18 protein-coding genes are annotated in these 22,126 nt (G+C 46.3%); 7 read left to right on the top strand and 11 right to left on the bottom strand.

Annotated features, from left to right (window positions below; genetic code table 11):
- Positions 1-66: 66 nt before the first annotated feature.
- Positions 67-294 carry a hypothetical protein gene (locus MHB84_RS20960; RefSeq protein WP_076287985.1) on the top strand — a complete coding sequence of 76 codons (228 nt, stop codon included), beginning with the start codon at positions 67-69 and terminating at the stop codon, positions 292-294.
- A gap of 113 nt (positions 295-407) precedes the next feature.
- On the top strand, positions 408-1,592 hold the full coding sequence (locus MHB84_RS20955; RefSeq protein ID WP_076287984.1) for an aminotransferase class I/II-fold pyridoxal phosphate-dependent enzyme: 1,185 nt from the start codon (positions 408-410) through the stop codon (positions 1,590-1,592).
- Positions 1,593-1,818: 226 nt separating this feature from the next.
- Here MHB84_RS20955 and MHB84_RS20950 read toward each other — a convergent pair whose 3' ends face one another.
- The 3 genes from MHB84_RS20950 to MHB84_RS20940 all read right to left on the bottom strand — a co-directional run bounded on the left by MHB84_RS20950 (position 1,819) and on the right by MHB84_RS20940 (position 5,638).
- Complete coding sequence (locus MHB84_RS20950; RefSeq protein ID WP_076287983.1) at positions 1,819-3,867, bottom strand: iron ABC transporter permease; 2,049 nt, start codon at positions 3,865-3,867, stop codon at positions 1,819-1,821.
- Positions 3,864-4,865: an ABC transporter substrate-binding protein gene (locus MHB84_RS20945; protein ID WP_076287982.1), complete on the bottom strand. Its 1,002-nt coding sequence runs from the start codon at positions 4,863-4,865 to the stop codon at positions 3,864-3,866. Before MHB84_RS20945 ends, MHB84_RS20950 begins: the two co-directional genes overlap by 4 nt.
- A gap of 230 nt (positions 4,866-5,095) precedes the next feature.
- Positions 5,096-5,638 (bottom strand): CueP family metal-binding protein, encoded by a 543-nt coding sequence (locus MHB84_RS20940; protein WP_076287981.1) that lies wholly within the window; start codon positions 5,636-5,638, stop codon positions 5,096-5,098.
- Between the two features lie 160 nt (positions 5,639-5,798).
- Between MHB84_RS20940 and MHB84_RS20935 the strand changes: the two genes are divergently transcribed.
- The gene (locus tag MHB84_RS20935; RefSeq protein WP_076287980.1) at positions 5,799-6,569 is read left to right on the top strand and encodes an isoprenyl transferase; all 771 of its coding nucleotides are present in this window, start codon (positions 5,799-5,801) and stop codon (positions 6,567-6,569) included.
- Positions 6,570-6,592: 23 nt separating this feature from the next.
- On the opposite strand, the gene MHB84_RS20930 is transcribed toward MHB84_RS20935, so the two are convergent.
- Positions 6,593-7,525 carry an alpha/beta fold hydrolase gene (locus MHB84_RS20930; RefSeq protein ID WP_256716742.1) on the bottom strand — a complete coding sequence of 311 codons (933 nt, stop codon included), beginning with the start codon at positions 7,523-7,525 and terminating at the stop codon, positions 6,593-6,595.
- A 111-nt stretch (positions 7,526-7,636) separates the two neighbouring features.
- Here MHB84_RS20930 and MHB84_RS20925 point away from each other — a divergent pair, with 111 nt between their 5' ends.
- Positions 7,637-8,347, top strand: a complete 711-nt coding sequence (locus MHB84_RS20925; protein ID WP_076287979.1) for a MerR family transcriptional regulator — start codon at positions 7,637-7,639, stop codon at positions 8,345-8,347.
- 113 nt (positions 8,348-8,460) lie between these two features.
- On the opposite strand, the gene MHB84_RS20920 is transcribed toward MHB84_RS20925, so the two are convergent.
- From MHB84_RS20920 to MHB84_RS20905, 4 genes are all read right to left on the bottom strand, one after another.
- Positions 8,461-9,498 (bottom strand): NAD(P)/FAD-dependent oxidoreductase, encoded by a 1,038-nt coding sequence (locus MHB84_RS20920; RefSeq protein ID WP_076287978.1) that lies wholly within the window; start codon positions 9,496-9,498, stop codon positions 8,461-8,463.
- Positions 9,499-10,473, bottom strand: coding sequence for an ABC transporter substrate-binding protein (locus tag MHB84_RS20915; RefSeq protein ID WP_076287977.1), 975 nt, complete (start codon positions 10,471-10,473; stop codon positions 9,499-9,501).
- Between the two features lie 115 nt (positions 10,474-10,588).
- The gene (locus tag MHB84_RS20910; protein ID WP_256716741.1) at positions 10,589-12,199 is read right to left on the bottom strand and encodes a helix-turn-helix domain-containing protein; all 1,611 of its coding nucleotides are present in this window, start codon (positions 12,197-12,199) and stop codon (positions 10,589-10,591) included.
- A gap of 84 nt (positions 12,200-12,283) precedes the next feature.
- A complete protein-coding gene (locus MHB84_RS20905) occupies positions 12,284-13,660 on the bottom strand; it encodes a PTS transporter subunit EIIC (protein ID WP_076287976.1) in 1,377 nt (458 codons plus the stop codon).
- A gap of 504 nt (positions 13,661-14,164) precedes the next feature.
- Here MHB84_RS20905 and MHB84_RS20900 point away from each other — a divergent pair.
- The 3 genes from MHB84_RS20900 (at position 14,165) to MHB84_RS20890 (ending at position 18,891) form a co-directional block, all read left to right on the top strand.
- Positions 14,165-14,536 (top strand): hypothetical protein, encoded by a 372-nt coding sequence (locus MHB84_RS20900; RefSeq protein WP_076287975.1) that lies wholly within the window; start codon positions 14,165-14,167, stop codon positions 14,534-14,536.
- Between the two features lie 219 nt (positions 14,537-14,755).
- Positions 14,756-17,407 carry a cation-translocating P-type ATPase gene (locus tag MHB84_RS20895; protein WP_076287974.1) on the top strand — a complete coding sequence of 884 codons (2,652 nt, stop codon included), beginning with the start codon at positions 14,756-14,758 and terminating at the stop codon, positions 17,405-17,407.
- 140 nt (positions 17,408-17,547) lie between these two features.
- Positions 17,548-18,891 carry an MFS transporter gene (locus MHB84_RS20890; RefSeq protein WP_076287973.1) on the top strand — a complete coding sequence of 448 codons (1,344 nt, stop codon included), beginning with the start codon at positions 17,548-17,550 and terminating at the stop codon, positions 18,889-18,891.
- 122 nt (positions 18,892-19,013) lie between these two features.
- Here MHB84_RS20890 and MHB84_RS20885 read toward each other — a convergent pair whose 3' ends face one another.
- The 3 genes from MHB84_RS20885 to MHB84_RS20875 all read right to left on the bottom strand — a co-directional run bounded on the left by MHB84_RS20885 (position 19,014) and on the right by MHB84_RS20875 (position 22,034).
- On the bottom strand, positions 19,014-19,478 hold the full coding sequence (locus MHB84_RS20885) for an SMI1/KNR4 family protein (protein WP_076287972.1): 465 nt from the start codon (positions 19,476-19,478) through the stop codon (positions 19,014-19,016).
- 33 nt (positions 19,479-19,511) lie between these two features.
- Positions 19,512-20,168: a DUF2625 family protein gene (locus MHB84_RS20880; protein ID WP_076287971.1), complete on the bottom strand. Its 657-nt coding sequence runs from the start codon at positions 20,166-20,168 to the stop codon at positions 19,512-19,514.
- Between the two features lie 72 nt (positions 20,169-20,240).
- Entirely contained in the window at positions 20,241-22,034 is a 1,794-nt protein-coding gene (locus MHB84_RS20875) for an SgrR family transcriptional regulator (protein ID WP_076287970.1), read from the bottom strand.
- Positions 22,035-22,126 lie beyond the last annotated feature (92 nt).

Below are 22,126 nucleotides of genomic sequence, written 5' to 3'. Positions count from 1 at the left end.
ATGTTACATCTAAAGAACATTTATCCGATATAAAGAGATATCTATTTGAAAGAGGGGTGAAATCTGATGAATAGTTCATTAATAGGTCCTGGAACAGGACTTATTGCCATTGCTGCGGGTGTAATGATGATTGCTACTTCCAAAAACGAAAAGCGGATAGAAAACAGTTTCATCTACAAACACGGCTTTAAACCAGGCTACGAAGATAAAGCTCGCAGAACATCAATACGGGCGAATCGCGTCGCAGGGTTCGGTTTGATTCTGATTGGTCTAGCTGCGATCGGAATTATCTAATATCTGTTAGAAGCTTGAAAGCTCATTTCGTGGTTACTTATCACCTGAAAACTCTGCTATAATACCTCCAAGTGTTATTCCCCAAGGGGAGATCAGGATGGAGGATAATCATCATGAAGTTTGCTAAACGTATGGAACATTTCAGTGAGGGGATATTCACACGTTTGCTGGAAATCAAGAGGCAACGACTGGAGAATGGAGAACCTGTCATCGATCTAAGTGTAGGCACACCCAATATTCCCCCTGCCCAACATATCATGACGGCTTTATGCGAGGCAGCAGCAGATGCTTCAAACTATACATATGCTGTAAATGATCAGAGCGAACTGCTGCAAGCAGTCAGTGAATGGTACAAGCGCCGTTACCATGTTGAACTGAACCCGAAAACCCAAATTTGCTCCTTACTTGGATCACAGGAAGGACTCGCCCATATTTCTTTGGCGATCGTTGATGAAGGAGATCTGGTTCTTGTACCCGATCCTTGTTATCCAGTCTTTGCTGATGGACCTCTACTTGCAGGAGCCGAACTGTATTATATGCCCCAAAAAGAAGAACATGGATATGTTATTCAACTTCAGGACATTCCTGAAGCTGTTGCGCGCAAAGCAAAATTCATGCTTGTATCCTATCCGAACAATCCCACGACAGCAATGGCATCCGATCAGTTCTATCTGGATCTAATTGATTTTGCCAAGAAATATGACATTATCGTTCTTCATGACAATGCATACAGCGAGCTGGTGTTCGATGGGAAATCGTGCGGTAGTTTCCTTGCTTATCCCGGGGCGATGGATGTCGGCATTGAATTCAACTCGTTATCCAAAACCTATGGATTGGCTGGGGCACGAATCGGCTTTTGTGTGGGGAACCCGGATGTGGTATCTGTGCTTAAAAAGCTGAAATCCAACATGGATTACGGCATGTTTCTTCCGATTCAGAAGGCAGCCATTGCTGCAATCACAGGGGATCAGAGTGAAGTTGAGCGGGTCAGAGATATCTACGAGGAGCGCAGAGATATTCTTTGCGAAGGATTCAGCAACCTCGGTTGGCATATTGCCAAACCCGAAGCCAGCATGTTCATCTGGAGTCGGATTCCAGACCACTACGATACCTCAGAGCAGTTTGCCATGGATCTGGTTACACAAGCGGGTGTAATCGTAACGCCTGGGAGTGCATTCGGACCTTCGGGTGAAGGATATGTGAGATTCGCTTTGGTTCAGGATAAAGAGACGTTGCAGCAAGCGATCCTATCGGTAGATAACAGTGGAATGCTAAGAGAAAAAACAACGAATTTATAACACGATAAGAGTTCAGCGTTACTTGTAAGAGTTATCCCCCAAGTCCTACACAGTGGGTATGAGCCTCACGTTGGTTAACGTGATCTCCATACACTGTGGACCAGGGGGATTTTTATTATTTTCAGCCAGGGTAAATAAAAGGGATACTACCTTTCTAAATCAGAAATACGGGACAAACGGGTAATAAAAAGCCTGCTCGATGGCAGGCTTCCTGAATTTAAAATCATTATATTGACTTGCGCCAGTTGGAACGATACATCAAATACAGGAAATACGGTGTACCAATGATCGTAATGAGTATTCCTGATGGAATCTCTGTTGGCGCCATGACCGTTCTCCCGATCGTATCGGCCAGCACCAGCATGACAGCCCCCGCCAACGCGGATAAAAACATCGATCGTCTTAATTTGTGTCCCGTGAGCAGGCGAACCATATGGGGTGCAATAAGACCGATAAAGCCGACAGTCCCTACACAGGCAACAGCCCCTGCTGCCAGTAACACCCCTGTCGTCATCGCTAGTAATCGTGTGCGACGCACGCTCAGTCCAAGTCCTGATGCGCTATTGTCGTCGAATACCAACAATTCAAATCTGCGAGCCAACCACCAAGCCACCGGAACCAGAATAATTAAAAACAGGCCGATAATTTTAACCTGATCCCAGGTCCGAGCATAGGTACTTCCTGTTAGCCAGATGTATCCACTACTACCGTATACCGCACCACGTACAATCAGAATCTGAATTCCTGCTCCTGCAATGGCAGACATCGCAATTCCCAGCAACACAACCGCAGACGGGTTCAGCCCTTTCTTCCAAGAGAGGGAAAAAACAACTACTGCGGCGATGGCTGCACCGATGATTGCCGCTATGGGCAGCAAATAAATTGGTAGACCTGGGAACAAAATGATGACCATCATTGCTCCAAGCCCAGCACCAGAGGATACACCAACAATTGAGGCATCCGCCAGCGGATTACGTACCGCCATCTGAATGAGCACACCACTGATCGCCAGTGCAGCCCCCGCACCTGCAGCAACTAGCGTACGCGGAATTCGAAGTTGAATCAACGCGGAGAATAGTCCATCTGATTGGAATAGACTTGGTAATAGATCGGCCAGCGGAATTCGCATACCGCCAAACATGGTACTGAGCAAGATCAGCACTACTGTGATGACCGAAAATAATACGGCCATCGGGCCGAATGCAAAGCGACGTGAAGGTGCTCCTGTACTCATCGAAGTGGACATGCCCGACCCGTTCGCTGCCTTCATGCGTGTGAGTACAAGCCAGATCAGCCACGGTGCACCAATAATTGCCATTACAGCCCCTGTCGGCAGCTCCATACTGGAGTTATGCACCATCTTGGCGAGTACATCCGCACCAACCAAGAGAGCCGCTCCCCATATAAAAACACCAGGCAGCAGCAATCGATTGGAGCGTACTCCACTCAATCGAACCAAATGTGGTGCCACGAGTCCCACGAAGCCAATCGGCCCGATTACACTGACAATCACCGCAGCCAGCAATACCGCAATAATCAAACCGCCAGCACGAGCGAGTCCAACCTTTTGTCCCAATGAGGACGCCGTTGATTCATCCAGCTCCAGCATATCCCACTGTCTAGACAGGATTAGCGCGATAACGGTAATACCAATCACCCAAGGCCAAGCATAAGCTACGCCACTCCAGTCATTCTGGACGAGTGTTCCTGAACCCCAAAGAAACAGCCCCTGCGTTTCCATGGAGAAAAAAATATGCAGTGCGCTTGTAAATGAACCAAGCACCATGGACACAATCATACCGGACAATGCAAGTCGTACCGGGCTGGATCTTCGTCCGCCACCCATAAAATAAGCTGCGAATGCTGCCACCAGACCACCAAGAGCTGCAAATAGAAAAGGTGACTGACTGAGTAAGCCCGGAAAAAGAATGGTTCCCAGCACCACGATAAAGTACGCTCCTGCATTAATGCCCAACGTGTCTGACGCCGCGAGCGGATTTCGAGTAATCGTCTGTAACAGCGCTCCCGCTACAGCCAGAGCCCCTCCTGCAATAATACCAATAACCGTACGTGGCATACGCAAATCCCAAATCATATTGTGCTCTAAAGTATTCTGCCTGCCAGTAAGTGCATCCCAAACGGTATGTAATGAAATGGCTGCCTCACCATAACAAAGGCTTACAAAAAAAAGCACGATGAGAGCGGATAGACCGCCCCCATATATGCTTATTGTACGCCAGTTCATTGCTGGCCTAGTTGCCTGAACCGAACTCATTTGGTAATCGCCTCAACAACGCCATCAACCAATGCTTTGGAGGAAACGGGTCCACCAAATGTCCATGTCGTGCTATCCAGTTGATATGTGCGTTTTTCCTTAACAAAGTTGAGTCCGTTCCACACCGAGTTATCTTTCATTGCTGTGCCAAAAACATCATCGTCTGGCTGTGTAATATAAATGAAGTTACTATCCTGTACATCAGATAAGGATTCAATCCCCACTGTAGAGAAACCATAACCTTCTAATTTTTCCGGCTGCCAATCGTTAACCAAACCAATTTTGTTCAACGTGCCAATCACAACCGAGTTATCGGTAAACATGCGCAGACTGGCCGCATTTTGATACGTGAATGCCTGTGTCAGAGCAAAGTGGAAATTATCTTTACCTGCAGCAGCCAATTTTTCTTTGGCTTCTGCATAATGCTGATCCAGTTCATCCAGTACTTGCTTTGCTTTGTCCTCTTTGCCCAGAGCAGTTGCGATGTTATTAAAGATCTCTGTCATTTTGTCATAATTATAGCCATCGCCATCATACGGGTCGTATTCAATCGTTGGTGCAATTGCATTAAGCTGATCGTACACCGCAGTATTATTGTCTGCATTGGCAATGATGAGATCCGGTTTCAATGCAGCGATAGCTTCCAGATTCGGCTCACTCCGGGTTCCAATATCCGTCACACTGTCATCCAGACCTGCTTCGGATGATACATAGACTTTGTAATTGGCGTTATCTGCATTACCTACTGGTTGAACGCCCAGTGCAACCACATCTTCGGTGTATGTCCATTCCAACGTAACCACACGCTCTGCTGGCTTGTCGAGCGTCAGCTCTCCGCGTTTATGCTTCACCGTCACAGGGCCTGCTGTCTCTTCTGCAGGAGCACTTCCGGAATCAGCATCCTTACTTGCATCTGTAGTAGTATTGGCTTTACCGCATCCTGCCAGGACAAGCACAAACGCCAGCATGATCAAAAGTCCTTTTAATCCTTTTTTCATATCTCTTTTCTCCCCTATTTATATGTATTAATATGATAACAATTATCATTATCACTAATGGATTATCCCGTAGGATTGCGATTTTGTCAATTCAAAAGAGTTATTATTTTCTTTGCAATATCTTCCCTGTCACAGCATAAACAGAAAAAAAATGAAAGAACCCGCATTCAAGGCGGGCCTGGATCACATCGACTGTTTTGAAATGGTGATAGAATGCACCGTACGATAATTTAACTCAACTGCATCGTTGTGATACACGTATTATCTTCTTCATAGGTAGATAGCTGTGTCTCTACAACCTTTCCATCATACACCACACGAATGAGGTATGACTTATCTCTGGCTAACCAAAAATCCATAAAACCGTTGGATCCGGCCTTCATCTCAGCATCCTTCATGAGCGTATTCCCCTCGGAGTCATGGATCGTCACACTGAACTTCTTATTTTTCATTTCACCCTGACATCCGGTCAAACTATGAATTGCACAGGGATGAGTCTGCTCCACATAGGGTGCAATGGAAAGGAAAAACTCCTTTTCAGGCAAGTCGTAGGTTGTCGTTTGGTTACCTTTATCCGTGACGATTAACTGGGTGGCATTAATGGAGGCCGATTCAGGTGTCTCCTTGCCTGTACTGATATCTTCTACTAATTTCTTGATATTGGGCGCTTCCGCGTTATCTGCTTCTTCTGTCCCCACATTGTTTGCAATAAGGAAGGCCCCCAACACAATTACAACCACTAAGCTGGCAATGATCCACATTTGTTTTTTCATCTGGAGTTCATCTCCTCGTCCGTTTTAGTTTATTATAATGGAGAACGAATCATCATGGACTGAAAGCGTATGTAATTCACCATTTATTCACATATTTGTATGTCTTATTTGTACAAGTAATCCCATCAACCCATTCTAGCTTGAGCAGGAGGAGTTTTCATTGAAGTGGTACCGTGTACATAAAGAAAAATCGAATACAACCCATTCCATCGACTGGAACGGATTAATCCCGAGGCATATCGCAATCATGATGGATGGAAATGGAAGATGGGCTACGCGAAAAGGATTACCTCGAAGTGCTGGGCACTATGCAGGAATGCAGACAATGCGGGAAACGATAAGCATGTGCCACAAAAACGGGATTGCTTCGCTCACTCTTTACGCCTTCTCTACGGAAAACTGGAAAAGGCCCAAGGAAGAGGTCGATTACATCATTAGTTTGGTGGTCGAATTTGTACAGGATACAACTGTTCAGGAACTGAATCAGAATAATATCAAAGTTAATTTTATTGGTGATATCTCGAAATTCCCAGACGAAACACAGGAAGCGATGCGCAAAGTGGTGGAACTAACCCAAACGAACAGCGGGATGGCTGTGTATTTTGCGATGAATTATGGGGGTAAAAACGATATTGTACAAGCGATAAAAACGTACATCGTAGAAAACAATGAAGAAAACAAAGAAACCTCGGAAATCTCCGAGGCGGAATTCGAAAAGTTTTTATATACCGGACTCAATCCTGCCCCCGATCTGCTAATCCGAACCAGTGGGGAGAAACGGTTAAGCAATTTTCTATTATGGCAAGCCGCTTATTCCGAGCTCTGGTTTACGGATGTGATGTGGCCGGATTTCAACGAGCAATTGTTATATGAATCCATCTTGGATTATCAGCAGCGCAAACAAAGAGCATTAGACGATGTAACGCAGTAATCCAACATTGTTTCTGCCGCTCCTCAGCTTAAATGAGCTTTTAACCAGGGAAGGATACTAGGGAGAACGGTACTGGGCTGCATGGCTTTGGTGTGATCCATATCCGTTCCCTTGATTATTTCGACGGTCCAGCCTAAGTTTTCAAGAATTTTTTTATTCTTTTGCAACCGTCCAGCGATATCCACCGTCACACTGCCAAATTTCTCACCATACACAATCGTATCTCTCTCTCCTGCAAAAGCCAATCTGGGGATATTCAACTGAGTTTGAATACGTTGATCATCGAAATCAATTAAACCTTGATACAAGGTCGCAAATTGTTTCGTTTGAGCCGGATCGATCTTTAACTCCACGTTGTCCCAATCCAATTGATCCGGACTCAGTTCTTCTACTTTCATTAGAGCTTCTGCTGAGTGTATTTCTCCCGATTCTTCATGCTGCTTCAATGCTCCCTCATATGTCTTGGTGGTCACTACTCGCATTTCCTCATATGGCCCCTCGTATGGCGGGAAACCTCCCATAATGAGACTTTCCATACGGTCAGTCCGCAGGGCTAACTGCAGTCCAACGAGAGCCAGCCAGGAGTATCCATAATAACTAAATCGATTCACATTCATCTGATCCGCAATTCGTAACAAATCCTGAGCGATATATTCGGGCGTAAAATGTTCCGGATGGGGATGTGCCATATAGTGGCCTTCATAATCAAAATGCATGATCTGAAATTCACCGGAAAGTCCGTCGATAAATTTTGCACCCAATTCAGGATCACCCCCCCATAACTTTAGGGTTTCGGCTTCTTGTCCGGTTACGGACTTTTTGGCTATGGGCAGCATAATGACGCTACGATCTTCTGCTCCCGTCAGACCTACTTCAAGCTGCGAGCCATTCAACAATGTAATCATTTTCTTCAATTGAACCAGTCCTTTACTGTTGATATCCTCAGTGTATAACATGGATGCAATCTTCCGGTTTTCGTTATAAAATGTGGATAAAATATGGACTTGGGCGCGTTGTATGTTACTGTAGCACTTGAAGGTTTCACTTGAAGCATGAGGAGAAGAAACATGAACCGAACATATACACCTGGGCAGATTGCCACAAGGCTGGATGTAAGTACAACTACACTGCGACGGTATGAAAAGGAGAACCTGATTCCAGACGTTCCACGGACAGACAGCAATCATAGGTACTATACCCCTGTTCATCTTCAGACGTTTGTTGCTATTCGTTTATTATTGAAAGGGTATGAGATTCCCGTAGTATACGAGGTTATGAGAAAAGTAAAACAGGGCGATACGATGGATGCCCTCTGGCTTATAAACCAGCAGCTATATAACAGCCAACTGGAGAAGCAACGAATGGAAGACATATGGAAGATGGTGCAACAGGTGGATTTTGCTAACGATCGAAAGGTTGGAACGACGGAGGCGATGACGATTGGAAAAGCTGCCGAAGCAGCCGGGGTCAACACTTCTGCTATCAGGCATTGGGAAACCGAAGGCTTGATTTTCTCAGAAAGAGACCCTAACAACGGTTATCGAATGTATACCCGGGACGAATTAAGAAAGATATTGGTCATTAGCAGCTTAAGAAAATCCGTCTACTACATTGAACATATGAAAGAGCTTCTGAACACTGTCGGCACGCAGGATTATACACAGATCAATAAAGCCTTCCAACTAGCCCTGCAAAAGCTAAACAGCCAACTGTCCCTGCAATTTGCAGGCGTGAAGGAACTTATGACATACATTGAATTACATCAGGCACAAGGATAACGTATTGGTTAGTTGAGATTGGATGTTTTAATGAAAAAAGCCCGACATTTGTTCGAGAAATTCTCAACATGGTCGGGCTTCTTACTGTTACTTCACGTTCTACACATGCTGATTTACAGGTTAGATATGGCTTTGTTTTTCTCAAAGAACCTTGCATTATGGGACGATACCCCTGCCATATCGGAAGCGGTCGGCTCCAGATAGATCTTGGCGCTGTTTACTGCGAGTACGGCATCATTAAATGCACCAGCAATCAGACGGACTTTGCTTCCATAGGTGATGAAATCACCTGCTCCGAATATCCCCGGCTGACTTGTGCACATTCGCGGATCAACCGAGATACCGTAATCTTCACGTTCCAAGCCCCAATGGACCAGGTTACCGAAATTACGATCGTATCCATGACTTACAACCACTTCATCCACTTCAATTGGCATGATTTCTCCATTGTCTACATGGGCGAGTTCAACGCGGCCTATTTTGTCTCCTGTACCATATAAGCGAGAGATGCTGTAAGGAGTCCAGACTTGGGCAAAAGCTTTCATCTGGGCAACTGGCAGCTCATGTGCCGTAAACTCCTGTCGTCTGTGCACTACGATGACCTCTCGTGCCAATCCCTCCATCTCATTCGCCCAATCTATTGCGGAATCCCCGCCTCCCGAGATCAGTACACGTTTACCCTTGAATCTGGAAAGATCCGTAATGGTATAGTGCAGGTTCGTCAGCTCATACCGATTTGCGCCCTCAATATCCAGCTTCTGAACCTGCGTCATGCCTCTGCCTGCACATAACAAGATCGTACGTGTGTAATGACGCTTTCCTGTCTTCGAGGTGAGTACAAACACTTGATCATCGCGTCGTTCCATCTGAGCAATTTCCTGGCCGAATACAATAGTTGGATCGAAGGTTCTTGCCTGTCTTTCCAGGGAATCGATCAATTTCTCACAACGAATCGGATCAACTCCACCTACATCCCAGACCAGCTTCTCCGGGTACGTGCGCATAAATCCGCCCAATTCCTCTTTGGCTTCAATGATTTTGGTACGCATGGCTCTCATCCCGCTGTAAAATGCAGCGTACATTCCTGCAGGTCCGCCACCAACAATCGTTATATCGTAAATGTCCAATTGCTGCTCTGCTCCAGTATTCATCTAGGGCACCAACTTTTCAACGACATAATCCAACAACTTGGCCGATCCAATAGGACCCACACCTGTTACAAAATCACTCGTTTTCAGCGGAAAGACATGATTGTCTTTCACTGCGTTCAAATTCGCCCACACTTTGCTTTCTTTCAGGTTATCCATGGATTGCTTCGTATCATAGCCTTTCAGCGTCCTGTCTTCTAGAAATATATAATCCGGGTTCATTTCCGGCAAAAATTCTAGGGAAAACTGGCTAAACCAATCTGTAGAGTCTTTGATGACTTCAGGGCTGTTCAGACCTAAGGTTTCATAGAAAAAGACACTGCTGCTTCCACCTTTGGGACCCATGAAACGGTAACGATTGTGCTCTACTCGAAGAACCAGCACGGTTTTGTCGCCGATCGCTTGAGCAATTTTCTCCTGTGCCTGCTTCGCCTTCTCATCAAATTCAGCCAGCACTTTGGCAGATTCCTCTGTCTTGTCAAAGACAGCAGCCAGCTTCGGCATGGCAATCTGCATTTCACTGTTGGAATCCAGAGCCACCGTTGGAGCAATCTTGGATAGTTCATCATATACGCCTTGTTCCATACCTACGCCTGCGCTAACAATCATATCTGGTGACAACGTCAGCAATTGTTCATAATTATATTGATATTGTTCCGCTTCAATCATTTGGACCCCGTGTTCCTCAAAAAAAGACGCACGATATTCCGGCTCAATCTCCGGAACAAATATAACCATCTGCGGTGTAACGCCCATCTCAATCAAATACTCGGCATAGATGGAATCCAGTACAAGCATATTTTGAGGATTCGTAGGAATCGTCACCTCTCCAAACTGATCCCGAACAACTTTCGTCTCATTTTTCTCTGCCGTTTTTGCTGAAGCTTCCACTTTTTTATCAGAAGAACCGGAACAGGCGGAAAGCACCAAACTTAGCGCCAACAGCACCATTCCCAAACCCTTAAACCTTCGTGACATGATCTACTCGCCCCTTATGCAATATTGATAATGATAATTATTATCAAATACTAGCAAATAGGAAGAGATCCTTCCATAGGAGATGGTGCGTATTCAGTTGGATTATTGTGCTCTATCATAGATTGGTGACCAGCCTATTTACAATTTCATTCAAAATCATTTGGTGTCCAATAATTCCACGGCCATCCACCCACAGGCAAGTATCCACGAAAAATACCCTGTTGTTTTTTACAGCCTCCAAGCCATTCCATTGAGAGCTCTCCACTAACTTCTTCATATTTTCTTCAGCACTAAAGTGCTGCATAACTCGCTTCTCCACAAACAGGTATTCGGGATTGGCTTTGGCCAACAAGTCGAGTGAGCAAGGATTAAACCACGCCTCCCCTGAATGCAACGGCTGTGGCAGAGTTAAACGGAGCTGTTCGTACAGTAAATGGGATACCCCATTAGAATGACCACCCAAATATCGATAACCGAACGGTTCTACCCTCAGCACCATCACGGTAGAGGAAGATTGGACAAGATGCTGTAGTTGCTGCTGTGCTTTGTTTACTTCCAATTTCATCTGCATATGCAGTTTATGGGCTGTATCTTCTCGATGAAACAAGCCTGCCAATTGATGGAGCAGAGCCTCCACATCGTTATTTAAACCGGTTATAATGGGTGCAATTGTGCGCAACCTTTGCTTGATCTCTTCTGTCCAAAAATTTCCCACAATCCATTCGGGCTGAACTTGCCGAATCTGTTCCACATCCAGCTCATATTGCGACACTTCCATCATCTTCACCTGATGCATGTCAAATAGTTCACGTAGATGTTCAGGCAAAAGCAAGGGAGTTACTACAACCGCATGTGGAATAACCCCCAAGTGAATCAACACTTCCGCACAAAGCGGGGAAAGACATACGATTTTACGCTGGGGCAACGTTTGTGCATAATTTCTCGGGGACACACCCGTTAACTGTTTGAAACGACGACTGAAATAATGAGCATCCTCGAATCCGGTCCTCTTCGCAATGTCCTGAGATGTTGCCGTTGATAACAACAGTTCCTCTTGAGCACGATAGATCCGGTAATGAGCCAGATAATCCAGAGGCGGCTTTCCATACCGCTCACTGAATTTGCGGGAATAATGCCAGGGACTTATGCCTGCTATCTCAGCTAATTGCTTTCGTGTGATGACCTGTTCATAATGCTGCTGCATGTAATCCACAGTGCGGAGAATGCTTTGTTCCACGGTAGGCTCCTCTTCTAACAACTCCCGGTATACATGTTGTAACAGTTCATACACCAAAAGTTGATTTCCTACATGTACTACATTGGAATTAGGAGAACCTTCTTCACTCCAATGTTGGCTGAGACTCGCCAGTGTGCCACCGGTTAATTTTACTTTTTGATACGTGTCCCCTGACGGTACATGCCATTCATATTTCACTACTTCACCTCGGTCTGGGAACATCGCGTATGTATCGAACTGAACATGCCATCCGGCCAGATCCAGATTGCCACCCTCAATCACTTCAATCACGGTGTTTTCTTGCACTGCAACTAACTCCCCATAAGATACCTGAACCCTATGTCCATTAATATTCCAGATCGCTCTCCCATCGAGGATGAGTAGTAAGGCATGACTAGGAATGTGATGCAGCTTGCCCGCCGTCATCCATTGGTCTGTCAGTGGCTTAGTTGACTTCCATTGAGCCATCCACTCTATGTTGTTGAGCATTTTTGTTATCCTTTCTGTGGCTGTCCTATTATTAACTCTACAATACACGAAAGCCCGCACCATCAGGTACGGGCTTTTCTTAATTTATACGTGTTTCCGTTCCTTTCCTATCATCCAATAGGTGAGCACACCTGACACACAGAAGGAAATAATCAAACCAACGCAGGCATGTAACAGATTCAGGCTCCCTTCTTCCATAAATAGCGGAATTTCCAGCAGACTTCCGGATCCACCCAATGCAACTGCTTTGACGGACATCAGCCCGAAATACAGTCCTCCTGCAGCACCGCCAAGCAATGCCGAATAAAAAGAGGCCCTCTTTCTCATATTGACCGCATACATCGCAGGCTCTGGGGTACCTAATAAAGCAGTTCCTGTTGCCCAGAAAGCCAGCTTCCTGAATTCCCGCTGTTTGCTTCTTAGCCCAGTAGCGAGTGAAGCTCCTGCTTGTGCAACAAAGGCAACCAACATGACAGGGAGAATGAGGGAGAAACCATTCACCATTATTTCATTGATTATGATAGGTAAAAGCCAGTAATGTAATCCAGCGATCATCATTAGGGAATAAACCGCTCCCAGCAGCATAATTGCTAAAATTGGGGCATCATTCAGTAGTGAATCCACCACATCCGGTAACTGCTGATCAATCCAAGTACCAAGTGGACCAAGTATCATCAGAACCAGTGGAACGAGAATCAGAAACGTCAACAATGGAGCAAGAATTCCTTTGAAGGCTCTTGGGCTTATTTGCTCAACGACTTTTTCCAGATAGGACGCCGCATATATCGTCAAAATCACCCAAATGGAAGCTGAAAAAAAGATCGCTTGTGACACAATGGGTACTCCCATAAAGTGAACATCCTCTTCACCTGACAATAAAGCGGTCATTTGCGGGTAGAACATTAGTCCGCCAATCGCTGCGGCAACATAAACATTGCTTTTTAACCGAAAGGCTGTACTGAAGGCTACCAGGATTGGCAACAGATAATACACACTATCTCCAATGGATTTAAATATCATTAACGTCTGACTGTCCATCAACGAGGAGGAATCTGTAGAACTGTAAACGTTAAATAACGTAATGATGGCTAGCACAATCTTGAGCACTGCAGCTCCCAGAATGGCGGGCATCAGAGGCCTGAACACATCGGAAACAAAATATAACAATGATTTTTTAGGGGTACGCCTTGTTTCTGGCAGTATGCCCCCTTCTGCTTTCCCCACTCCCATGGCCTGTAGCGTAAGGTATAGTTGTGAAAATTCGTCCTCAAGTGTTATGTAGCATTGATCACCTGTTATACGAATATCTGCGTCAAGATTTGATACAACATGCACTGACATATTTACGCCTGTACGGTTACGCAATGTCAGCGTAGTGGTATTCTCTTCATGCTGTACAAGACGAATATTTTCCTGTCCTCCTGCGAGATTCAAGAGTTGTTCGATGCTACTGTCATTCATATGTACCTTCTCCTTATGCTGCGGTAATCCCGAGTTTTATGATGTGCCCCTATCTATATACACATTTCCATGAAAAAACTTCAATAGGATAAAAAAACTAATTCACCTTATATTTCATGATTTTTGTGCAAGGTATAATGACCTAATTCAAGCATAGAGCTACTTACTATGTAGGCTTCCGTTCAACTTGTTTTATGAATCATTTTCCCCGTACTCACCACTGACATCTAATGTTTCAGATAGCCGTACTCGTCATCACTCACCACAACTTTGGACAACCTGAGCATAGCGTTTATATCTATGTTGCCTTTCAAATGAGCAAATTTCTTCAGGGCCAGCCAGGTACCTTTTAGATGACCTGATTATGAATTTCCCAACTATATTAACCTTGTAATTATCTCTCCAAGACTATCATCCAAGCCATCACTTGATCCTCAGCATATCCTGTCGAATAGCGCATTCTGTCATAGACAGTTTGTGTGAAATCAAAGGAGGAATCATTATATGGTCAAACAAGTTTCTATCTCCCAAATTCACCCTCGATTAACCGTATACAGCGAAGAGAATTTCAGAGGCCTTCGGAGAGTATATCGTGGTAATCTTGGAATTGCCGATATTGACGCCGTTCTGACAGGGATCGAAAGTTTGAAATTTTTCTCTACCAATCCAAACGCCACACTCGTGTTATTTGATCGTTCACGTTTTCGTGACAATTTCGTTGTACTGCGGGGCAATCGAATCATTCGTGAACTGGATGACTTCTTGCGTAGAGGTGATGTGGAATCCCTCATTTCTTCCAATCAGCGGTTAACACTGGCACAGATTCGTGAAATTAGAAGAACCGGTGAGCTTCCTCCCGGCTACCGATTGATCTAATCTGTCATACTCGCCAACGTTAGTTCATTCAACATTTCAGTGATGCATGTCATCTAAGTGCATCACTGAAAATAAAAAATTTAAAAATAGGCATATCTGAACTCCTTATGAAAAATAATGTGTACATAAAAAATAATGAAATGGAACGATTCTATATTTTGCCCGTAAGGGTAATACAAGTGAAGCATATTGAAATCTATGATCCAAGGAGCTGGTCATTTGCAATATTACAGACACAGCGCAGAGGAGACGCTTCAGGACGTTCAGAGTTCCACGGACGGGCTCACAACCTCTGAGGCTGCGAAGAGACTGGAGACGGAAGGCTATAACGAGTTAAAGGGAAAAGCTGCAACCCCCATCTGGAAGCTATTTATTGAAAATTTTAAAGATCCCATGGTTATCGTGCTGCTGATCGCGGCCGCTGTTCAGATCGTCCTTGGACACCTGATCGAATCGCTAATCATTTTTCTCGTCATTCTGTTAAATGCGGTAATCAGCGTTGTGCAGACCAAAAAGGCCGAAAGTTCTCTGGATGCACTCCGGCAAATGTCTGCTCCCGAAGCCAAAGTCATTCGTGACGGGCAGAAAAAAACGATTCCCGCGCGGGAACTTGTTCCCGGCGATATTGTCTTGCTGGATGCAGGGGATTATGTCCCGGCAGACGGCCGTATTTTGGAATCAGGCAGCTTGCGCATCAACGAAGGCATGCTGACAGGAGAATCCGAAGCAGCAGAGAAACACACAGATGCCATCCCGGAAGAAGCTCCGATCGGTGACCGTCGCAATATGGCATTCAGTGGATCACTGGTGGTGTATGGTCGGGGTACGCTCGTCATTACGGGTACAGCGCTGAAAACGGAAATCGGCAAGATTGCCGAATTGATTGAAAATGCAGAGGCGAAGGAAACTCCATTGCAACGGAAATTGGAATCCTTTAGTAAGAAGCTTGGCTTCTTTATCCTAGGCTTGTCGATTCTTATTTTCGCCATCGAAGCAGGACGTGTCTGGCTAACTGAAGGAACGGAAAATATCGGACCATCTATTGTGAATGCCCTAATGTTCGCAGTTGCCGTCGCTGTCGCTGCCATTCCAGAAGCTCTTTCCTCCATCGTGACGATTGTATTGTCTCTGGGAACGAATAAAATGGCCAAGCAGCACGCCATCATCAGACGTCTTCCTGCCGTGGAAGCCTTGGGTTCTGCCAGTATTATCTGTACTGACAAAACAGGAACGCTCACTCAAAACAAAATGACCGTGGTGGACTATTACATTCCCCATGGCACAAAAGATCAATTCCCCGATGATCCCAAACAGTGGTCTGCAGAGGAACGGCGTTTGTTACATATTGCAGTACTCTGCAATGATTCGAATATTAACCAGGAAGGCAAGGAACTTGGTGATCCCACCGAGGTAGCGCTCATCGCCTTCAGTAACCGGGTGAACAAGGATTACAATGAAATTCGTGACCAGTTTCCGCGTGAAGCCGAGCTTCCTTTTGACTCGGATCGGAAATTGATGAGCACTGTGCACACATTTGAAGGACAGACGGCTTTGCTGACCAAAGGTGGACCGGATGTGCTGTTCAGTCGCTGTAGTCATGTATTTATGAACGGTGAAGTTCAGCCATTGACATCTGAGATTCGAACGCAGTTTGAAGAAAAGAATGAAGCTTTCTCCAAACGGGCCTTCCGTGTGCTAGCCTACGCCTACAAAAAGTTTGATGACAAAAATCAGGTCACGGTAGAGGACGAATATGATCTAACACTTGTTGGTCTGACAGCCATGATTGATCCACCACGTGAAGCGGTATATGGTTCCATCGAAGAATCCAAGAAGGCAGGCATTCGCACGATCATGATCACTGGCGACCACAAAACAACAGCCCAAGCGATCGGTATTGATATCGGACTTGCAGGCCCGGATGATCTGGCCCTTACCGGAGCAGAGCTGGACAAACTGTCGGATGAAGAACTCGATCAGCAGCTCGAACATATCTCGGTGTATGCACGTGTATCTCCTGAAAATAAAATCCGCATCGTGCGTGCGTGGCAACGCAAAGGCAAGATTGCAGCGATGACCGGAGATGGCGTCAACGACGCACCTGCACTGAAACAGGCAGACATCGGCGTAGCGATGGGCAGCGGGACGGATGTCGCGAAAGACGCGGCAGCCATGATTTTGACGGATGATAACTTTGTCTCCATCGTGAATGCAGTCAGTGTAGGGCGTATGGTATTCGATAATATCAAAAAAGCCATTGCGTACCTGTTTGCAGGAAACCTGGGGGCGATTATCGCCATTTTGTTTGCATTAGTGGTCGGTTGGGTGAACCCTTTCACAGCCCTCCAGCTGCTCTTCATCAATATGGTGAATGATTCCCTGCCAGCTATTGCACTGGGTACGGAAAAAGCTGAACCGGATGTCATGCGTCGAAAACCGCGGGATATCAACGAAGGCATCTTTGCTGGTGGAACGTTGCAGGCTGTCATTACACGTGGTGTTCTGATCGGAGTGGCTGTCATCGTGTCCCAATATATTGGACTTGGGATCTCGGAGGAAATGAGTGTAGCGATGGCATTTACGACCCTAATTCTGGCACGGAGTCTGCAAACTTTTGCAGCGCGCTCCAACACACAGACGATTTTCCAGGTCGGCTTCACCACCAACAAATATGTCCTCGGCTCCATCCTGGTTTGTCTCTGCCTGTATGGAATCACGTTGATTCCAGGGGTTCGCAGCATCTTCGCCATCCCGGCAGCCTTTGGCTGGAATGAGTTCCTTATCGCAGGGGGACTTGCTCTCGCCGCGGTCATTCTGATGGATGTCATCAAGTGGATTCGCAATCGTGGCACACAAGCTACTGCGTCCTAAAAATGAACACATGCAAAAGACGGCGTCCTGGTCAGGACGTCGTTTTTGTTTGATTACCATACGAATCCGTATGACATTATTGCCATATAAGAAGATTGAGCGTAAAATGATTTATTGAATTCATAGACAGGAATGGTTACGTGAAAGATAAAATTGTAATGCCTCTCTGGACTTGCTGCCTGTTCATCGTTGTGATGAACACCACCATGTTTAACGTCTCTTTACCCGTTATTATTCATGATCTTCAGATTACATCGGACCTGGGTTCCTGGGTCATTTCAAGCTACTCGATTGGTTATGCCTTGTCGACGGTGATCTACAGCCGATTGTCTGACCGTATTCCGGTACGCAAATTGTTGACGGTTGGATTGCTTATTCTGGGGTTATCTTCATTACTCGGATTATTTGCGCACAGCTTTGCGATCCTTTTGCTGACACGCATTTTGCAATCTGCGGGTGCAGGGGTCATGGCCGGACTTGGGCTTGTTATCGCGAGCCGCTATATCCCAGTGGAGCGGCGCGGAGCAGCCATCGCACTGATCTCATCAGGCAGTGCCATGGCGTTTGGGCTTGGCCCTATTGTGGGTGGACTCATTAGTGAGTACTGGGGCTGGAATGGACTTTTCGCTATTACGGTGCTTGTCCTGCTTGCGCTGCCCGTACTGCTCTATTTTCTCCCGCGTGAAACGGCCAAACCGGAGAATCCCTTTGATATGTTCGGTGCAGCATTAACCGTGATTAATGCAACTACCCTTCTGGTTGCCATTACTCAGCAGTCATGGTTATGGCTGACCATCGGTGTCATTTCACTTATTGTGCACATCGTGTATATTCGCAGGGCGAGCCTCCCTTTTGTGAATCCACATGTATTCCGAACACCCGGGTTTACCCGGCTACTGCTCATCGGCTTCTGTGTTCTGGTCGTAAATCTGGGCAATTTGTTCCTGATGCCGCTAGTGCTCGCTGATCTGTTTGGCCGTTCGTCGCTGGCTATTGGTCTGCTGATTGCTCCTGGAGCCATCGTCTCGGCATTCTGTACCCGCTTCGTAGGTCGCTGGATCGACCGTTATGGCAATATGCGTTTTCTGATGATCGGGCACATTTTGCTTGCCGCAGTACTTGCTCTGTTTATGCTGGGTCTGAATCAGTCAGCCCTAATCATCACCGGAGGTTATCTCTTTTTCTCCCCGGCACTCTCCGCCTCGATAGCTTCGCTGAATAATGAAGCATCTCGGATGCTTCCCAAAGCGCAGATCGGTTCCGGTATGGGTTTATTACAGTTGATCCAATTTTTTGGCGGTTCGGTATCCGTCGCTGTCTGCGGGCTGCTGCTTCACGGCATTCCGGGCGTTCCGATAGAGGAAGCCTATCATTATGTATATGGATGTCTGCTCTTGGTCTGTCTGATCTCGCTAGTCATCGTGGTCTGGCATAACAAAGCTGCACGATCAACTTCTACGGTTACGATGACTGAGACTGGGTAGGTTTCAAACTAGGATGTATGTATTCTATATCATTCAATCAAAACATTCATGTATTCAATCGAGTAAAAGGCCCGCGCATAGCGCGAGCCTTTTGTCGTTCATTTCGTTGTTCAAACGGTGAATCACTCTACTGAATCACTCGATCTGGCTTTTAAACAAGCTAGGAATGCATTGAAATTGGCAGCGATCTCTCGTACATTTTCCTCCAGCAGTTGCTGAGCTTCCTCCGGGGTCTCTGATTCACTCTCAGCATCTTCACGCACCATCGCCTCTTCATGATCCATAACCAGTACGGCAGGAGATTCTGAATTCTTTCGGTAATCCAATAAATAGTTGTTGCCGCTGCTGACACTCCAAGCAAACGGAATAATCCGGCTCGGATCCGGATTCACATCGTCTACCAGATTGATGTTATTTGCAATGAACTGATCATCGAGAGCAGAGAAACGAATTTCCCAATCGATGACCTCTCCATTTTCAATCATATCAAATGCTTGACCGTCGGTCTTCCGTTGGAACTCCAGATATTCGTGCGGAAACACAATGCTGTAATGCTTCTGAATGTTATTGATATTCAAGTTATTCATACTCTCCCTCCCCTACAGCCCTGTCATAGCACATCATTTCCCAACCAATGCTGCTTTCCAGGCTTCCTCCACTGCTACAGGAGCTTTGCTGCTGCTCTCGCCGCCGCCCTCCTCCGTCCAAAGCGGTGGATAATACGCAAATACTTGTCCTGTCTGAAGCCGTCCCATGTCGTTCTGCCAACCCTTCCAACGAAAGGTCTGATAGTACTGCTCCAGATCACCATTAGCCAACCAGTTGATGAAGCCCGAGTAAGCCAGTTCTGTCGATTCCCATTCCAGCGTGTCAGGGGCAAAATAGTATACATGTCCTGTACGGCCATACTTGCCCATATCCATTCCGAAAAACCCACCGGCGGCATCGTAGGCGACGATCATCATGCCTTCCAATGCGGGTACACACAGCTTGTCACCCAAACCATTCCAACGGGTCAGACTCCCAAAAATGCGGTCACCACCCGATCCAAGTAACGTAATCCAGCCATCATCCAACACGATTCCCTCTGTCTCATAGGCAACGGCTCCCAAATAGGATTTGGTGCTTACTTGGAGGCGATAGAGCGCATCCTCTCCTGCCTCCCGCGGTGCAGGAACATAGGTGTACTTATTTTGTCCATGGTCCAATAGCTCCTTGAGTTCCTCCCAAGCGTGATGTTCCCGATCCACTAATTCGCTTACGGATAATTTATGCATGATCATTTCTCCCTTCGATCTACTTTAAATCCAATAAGGCCGTAGTTGCTCCATACGTTCACACTATTCCTTTTATGTTGCAAGCTTCACCCAGATATGCTTGTAGTCAATTTTTCCCCATGCATTTAAGGCAATGCCTTCAAGCATGGGGTGATGCTGGGCTCTCTGAAGACTGTGATACAGAAAGATGACATTCGATGAACTTTTGAGCTTTTCCTGAATGTCCAAAAGCTGCTTCATTCGCTCGTCCGGGCTCGGTTCTCTCATGCATACTGTTAACTTGTCATCCACATATGCGGTCAATTCCGGGCTGAGGTGATTACGCAGGAAACTGAAACGGGATTGATACAGCTCCAGCAGGGTAAGGTCTGCCTGCTCACCAAGCACTTCTCCAGCCATGACCAGATCGGCCTGTGCCAGCACTTGGGGGTCAGCCAGATGCTCAATCGGGAGCTTCACCACATTCAGTTGTACCCCCATCTCCTTGCATCGTCTGCTAATCCACACAGCCGTTTTTTCATTTTCCAACCATTCATACGTGTACAGGTTCAGAGGCTGACCGCCATATTCGGATCCCTGAATCCGTTTTTTTGCTTCATCCAGATCAGAACTCGCTGCGTAATCCTGCTGCGCTCCACTGAGCACAAACCCCTCCGATGCACACTGCCTGAGACCACCCAGTTCCTTAATCATTCGTTCCCGATCCAATCCCAGATCCATGGCCTGACGAAATAAAATATTCTGCTGAATCCCTGCTTTGTTCAGGTTAAAGGTCAGGTAGGTGCTGCCATTCTCCAACTGGCTGAGAGAGGGTTCACTCGTTGATTCTCTACTCGCACCCGAATATAACAGCTGCATATCCCTGCTTGTCCTGTGTGACCCAGGCTGTCCTTCATAGTCCGGCCACACCCACATCTCAATCCGATCCAGATGAGGACGCCCTTCAAAGTAATGGCCATTCGCTTCCAGAACAAGCAGGGATTCATTATTTTTGATCATGCGGAAAGGACCCGTGCCAATCGGCAGTGCTGAGAAACATTCAGCTTTATCGGGACCTCCCAAATCTTCAGGCACGATCGAACAGCGATCCGTACAGAGAAAAGCTAGAAATACCGCATTGGGCTGGGCAAAATAAAAATCAATGCAATATCTCCCAGGAGTCTCTATAGCTTTGATTAAAGAAAACATCCATTCCGAGGATGTCCTTCCTGACATGCGTTCAAATGTAAATCTCACATCCTGTGCAGTCATTTCCTGACCGTGGTGGAACCGTACTCCCTTACGTAAGTAAAACCGCCACCGGGATGATGGGTCGTCCCATTCCCAATGATGAGCTAGTCCAGGAAGAATACGTTTTTCCTCCGGATCGAATATGAGGAGTGTATCGAAGATCTGCCTTACCCAATGAGATTCAGTACGCCGCTGAACCCACGCAGGGTCCAGATGAGGGACCGGCCGGTAAAAGGGAAAACGCAGTACCTCCCGTTCCTCCCCATCGGTGCGCAAGATGCCCAGCTGTCGTTCCAGCCAATCGGTGAAGTCATCCTTCATTCGCTGCGTACCGGAAGAATCAATTAAACGCCATGCTTCATTGAGCTGCTCATTCTCCACAAGCTGCTTCGCTTTGGCTGCAAGCAGATCCGACACCGATACGTTAAAAGACATTCGGGATACATTGCCTCTTCCTCGACCGGGTATCCATGTCAAATAACCGGATTCCGTCAATTTGTTCAGCACAAGCTGTGCATTACGCCTCGAACAATCCAGCAGTTCAGTGACCTGTTCCATCGTGACTTCAATCATTTCCTGCTCAGGCACACCCTCAAAGTGAGTGCGCAAGATCAGATAATGCTCTTCTGCGTCCATCTTCACCCTCCTAAAAGGCGAAGTCGACTTGGTGAATGCTTCGCTTTTTCTTCCTCTTTTGCAAAAGTATAATGGACCTCATTACCACACGT

It is taken from the genome of Paenibacillus sp. FSL F4-0087 (genome assembly GCF_038020215.1).
GTDB lineage: Bacteria > Bacillota > Bacilli > Paenibacillales > Paenibacillaceae > Paenibacillus > Paenibacillus taichungensis.
Note: the sequence above shows the minus strand (reverse complement) of the source record. Positions and strands in the feature narration are given on the sequence as shown.

What these genes read in the sequence shown, in the direction of transcription:
- MHB84_RS20885 (WP_076287972.1), bottom strand. Translation starts at nt 19,478, where the DNA reads ATGAATAACTTGAATATCAATAACATTCAGAAGCATTACAGCATTGTG.
- MHB84_RS20960 (WP_076287985.1), top strand. Translation starts at nt 67, where the DNA reads ATGAATAGTTCATTAATAGGTCCTGGAACAGGACTTATTGCCATTGCT.
- MHB84_RS20915 (WP_076287977.1), bottom strand. Translation starts at nt 10,473, where the DNA reads ATGTCACGAAGGTTTAAGGGTTTGGGAATGGTGCTGTTGGCGCTAAGT.
- MHB84_RS20875 (WP_076287970.1), bottom strand. Translation starts at nt 22,034, where the DNA reads ATGGACGCAGAAGAGCATTATCTGATCTTGCGCACTCACTTTGAGGGT.
- MHB84_RS20900 (WP_076287975.1), top strand. Translation starts at nt 14,165, where the DNA reads ATGGTCAAACAAGTTTCTATCTCCCAAATTCACCCTCGATTAACCGTA.
- MHB84_RS20880 (WP_076287971.1), bottom strand. Translation starts at nt 20,168, where the DNA reads ATGCATAAATTATCCGTAAGCGAATTAGTGGATCGGGAACATCACGCT.
- MHB84_RS20930 (WP_256716742.1), bottom strand. Translation starts at nt 7,525, where the DNA reads ATGTTATACACTGAGGATATCAACAGTAAAGGACTGGTTCAATTGAAG.
- MHB84_RS20910 (WP_256716741.1), bottom strand. Translation starts at nt 12,199, where the DNA reads ATGCTCAACAACATAGAGTGGATGGCTCAATGGAAGTCAACTAAGCCA.
- MHB84_RS20945 (WP_076287982.1), bottom strand. Translation starts at nt 4,865, where the DNA reads ATGAAAAAAGGATTAAAAGGACTTTTGATCATGCTGGCGTTTGTGCTT.
- MHB84_RS20940 (WP_076287981.1), bottom strand. Translation starts at nt 5,638, where the DNA reads ATGAAAAAACAAATGTGGATCATTGCCAGCTTAGTGGTTGTAATTGTG.
- MHB84_RS20905 (WP_076287976.1), bottom strand. Translation starts at nt 13,660, where the DNA reads ATGAATGACAGTAGCATCGAACAACTCTTGAATCTCGCAGGAGGACAG.
- MHB84_RS20920 (WP_076287978.1), bottom strand. Translation starts at nt 9,498, where the DNA reads ATGAATACTGGAGCAGAGCAGCAATTGGACATTTACGATATAACGATT.
- MHB84_RS20950 (WP_076287983.1), bottom strand. Translation starts at nt 3,867, where the DNA reads ATGAGTTCGGTTCAGGCAACTAGGCCAGCAATGAACTGGCGTACAATA.
- MHB84_RS20925 (WP_076287979.1), top strand. Translation starts at nt 7,637, where the DNA reads ATGAACCGAACATATACACCTGGGCAGATTGCCACAAGGCTGGATGTA.
- MHB84_RS20955 (WP_076287984.1), top strand. Translation starts at nt 408, where the DNA reads ATGAAGTTTGCTAAACGTATGGAACATTTCAGTGAGGGGATATTCACA.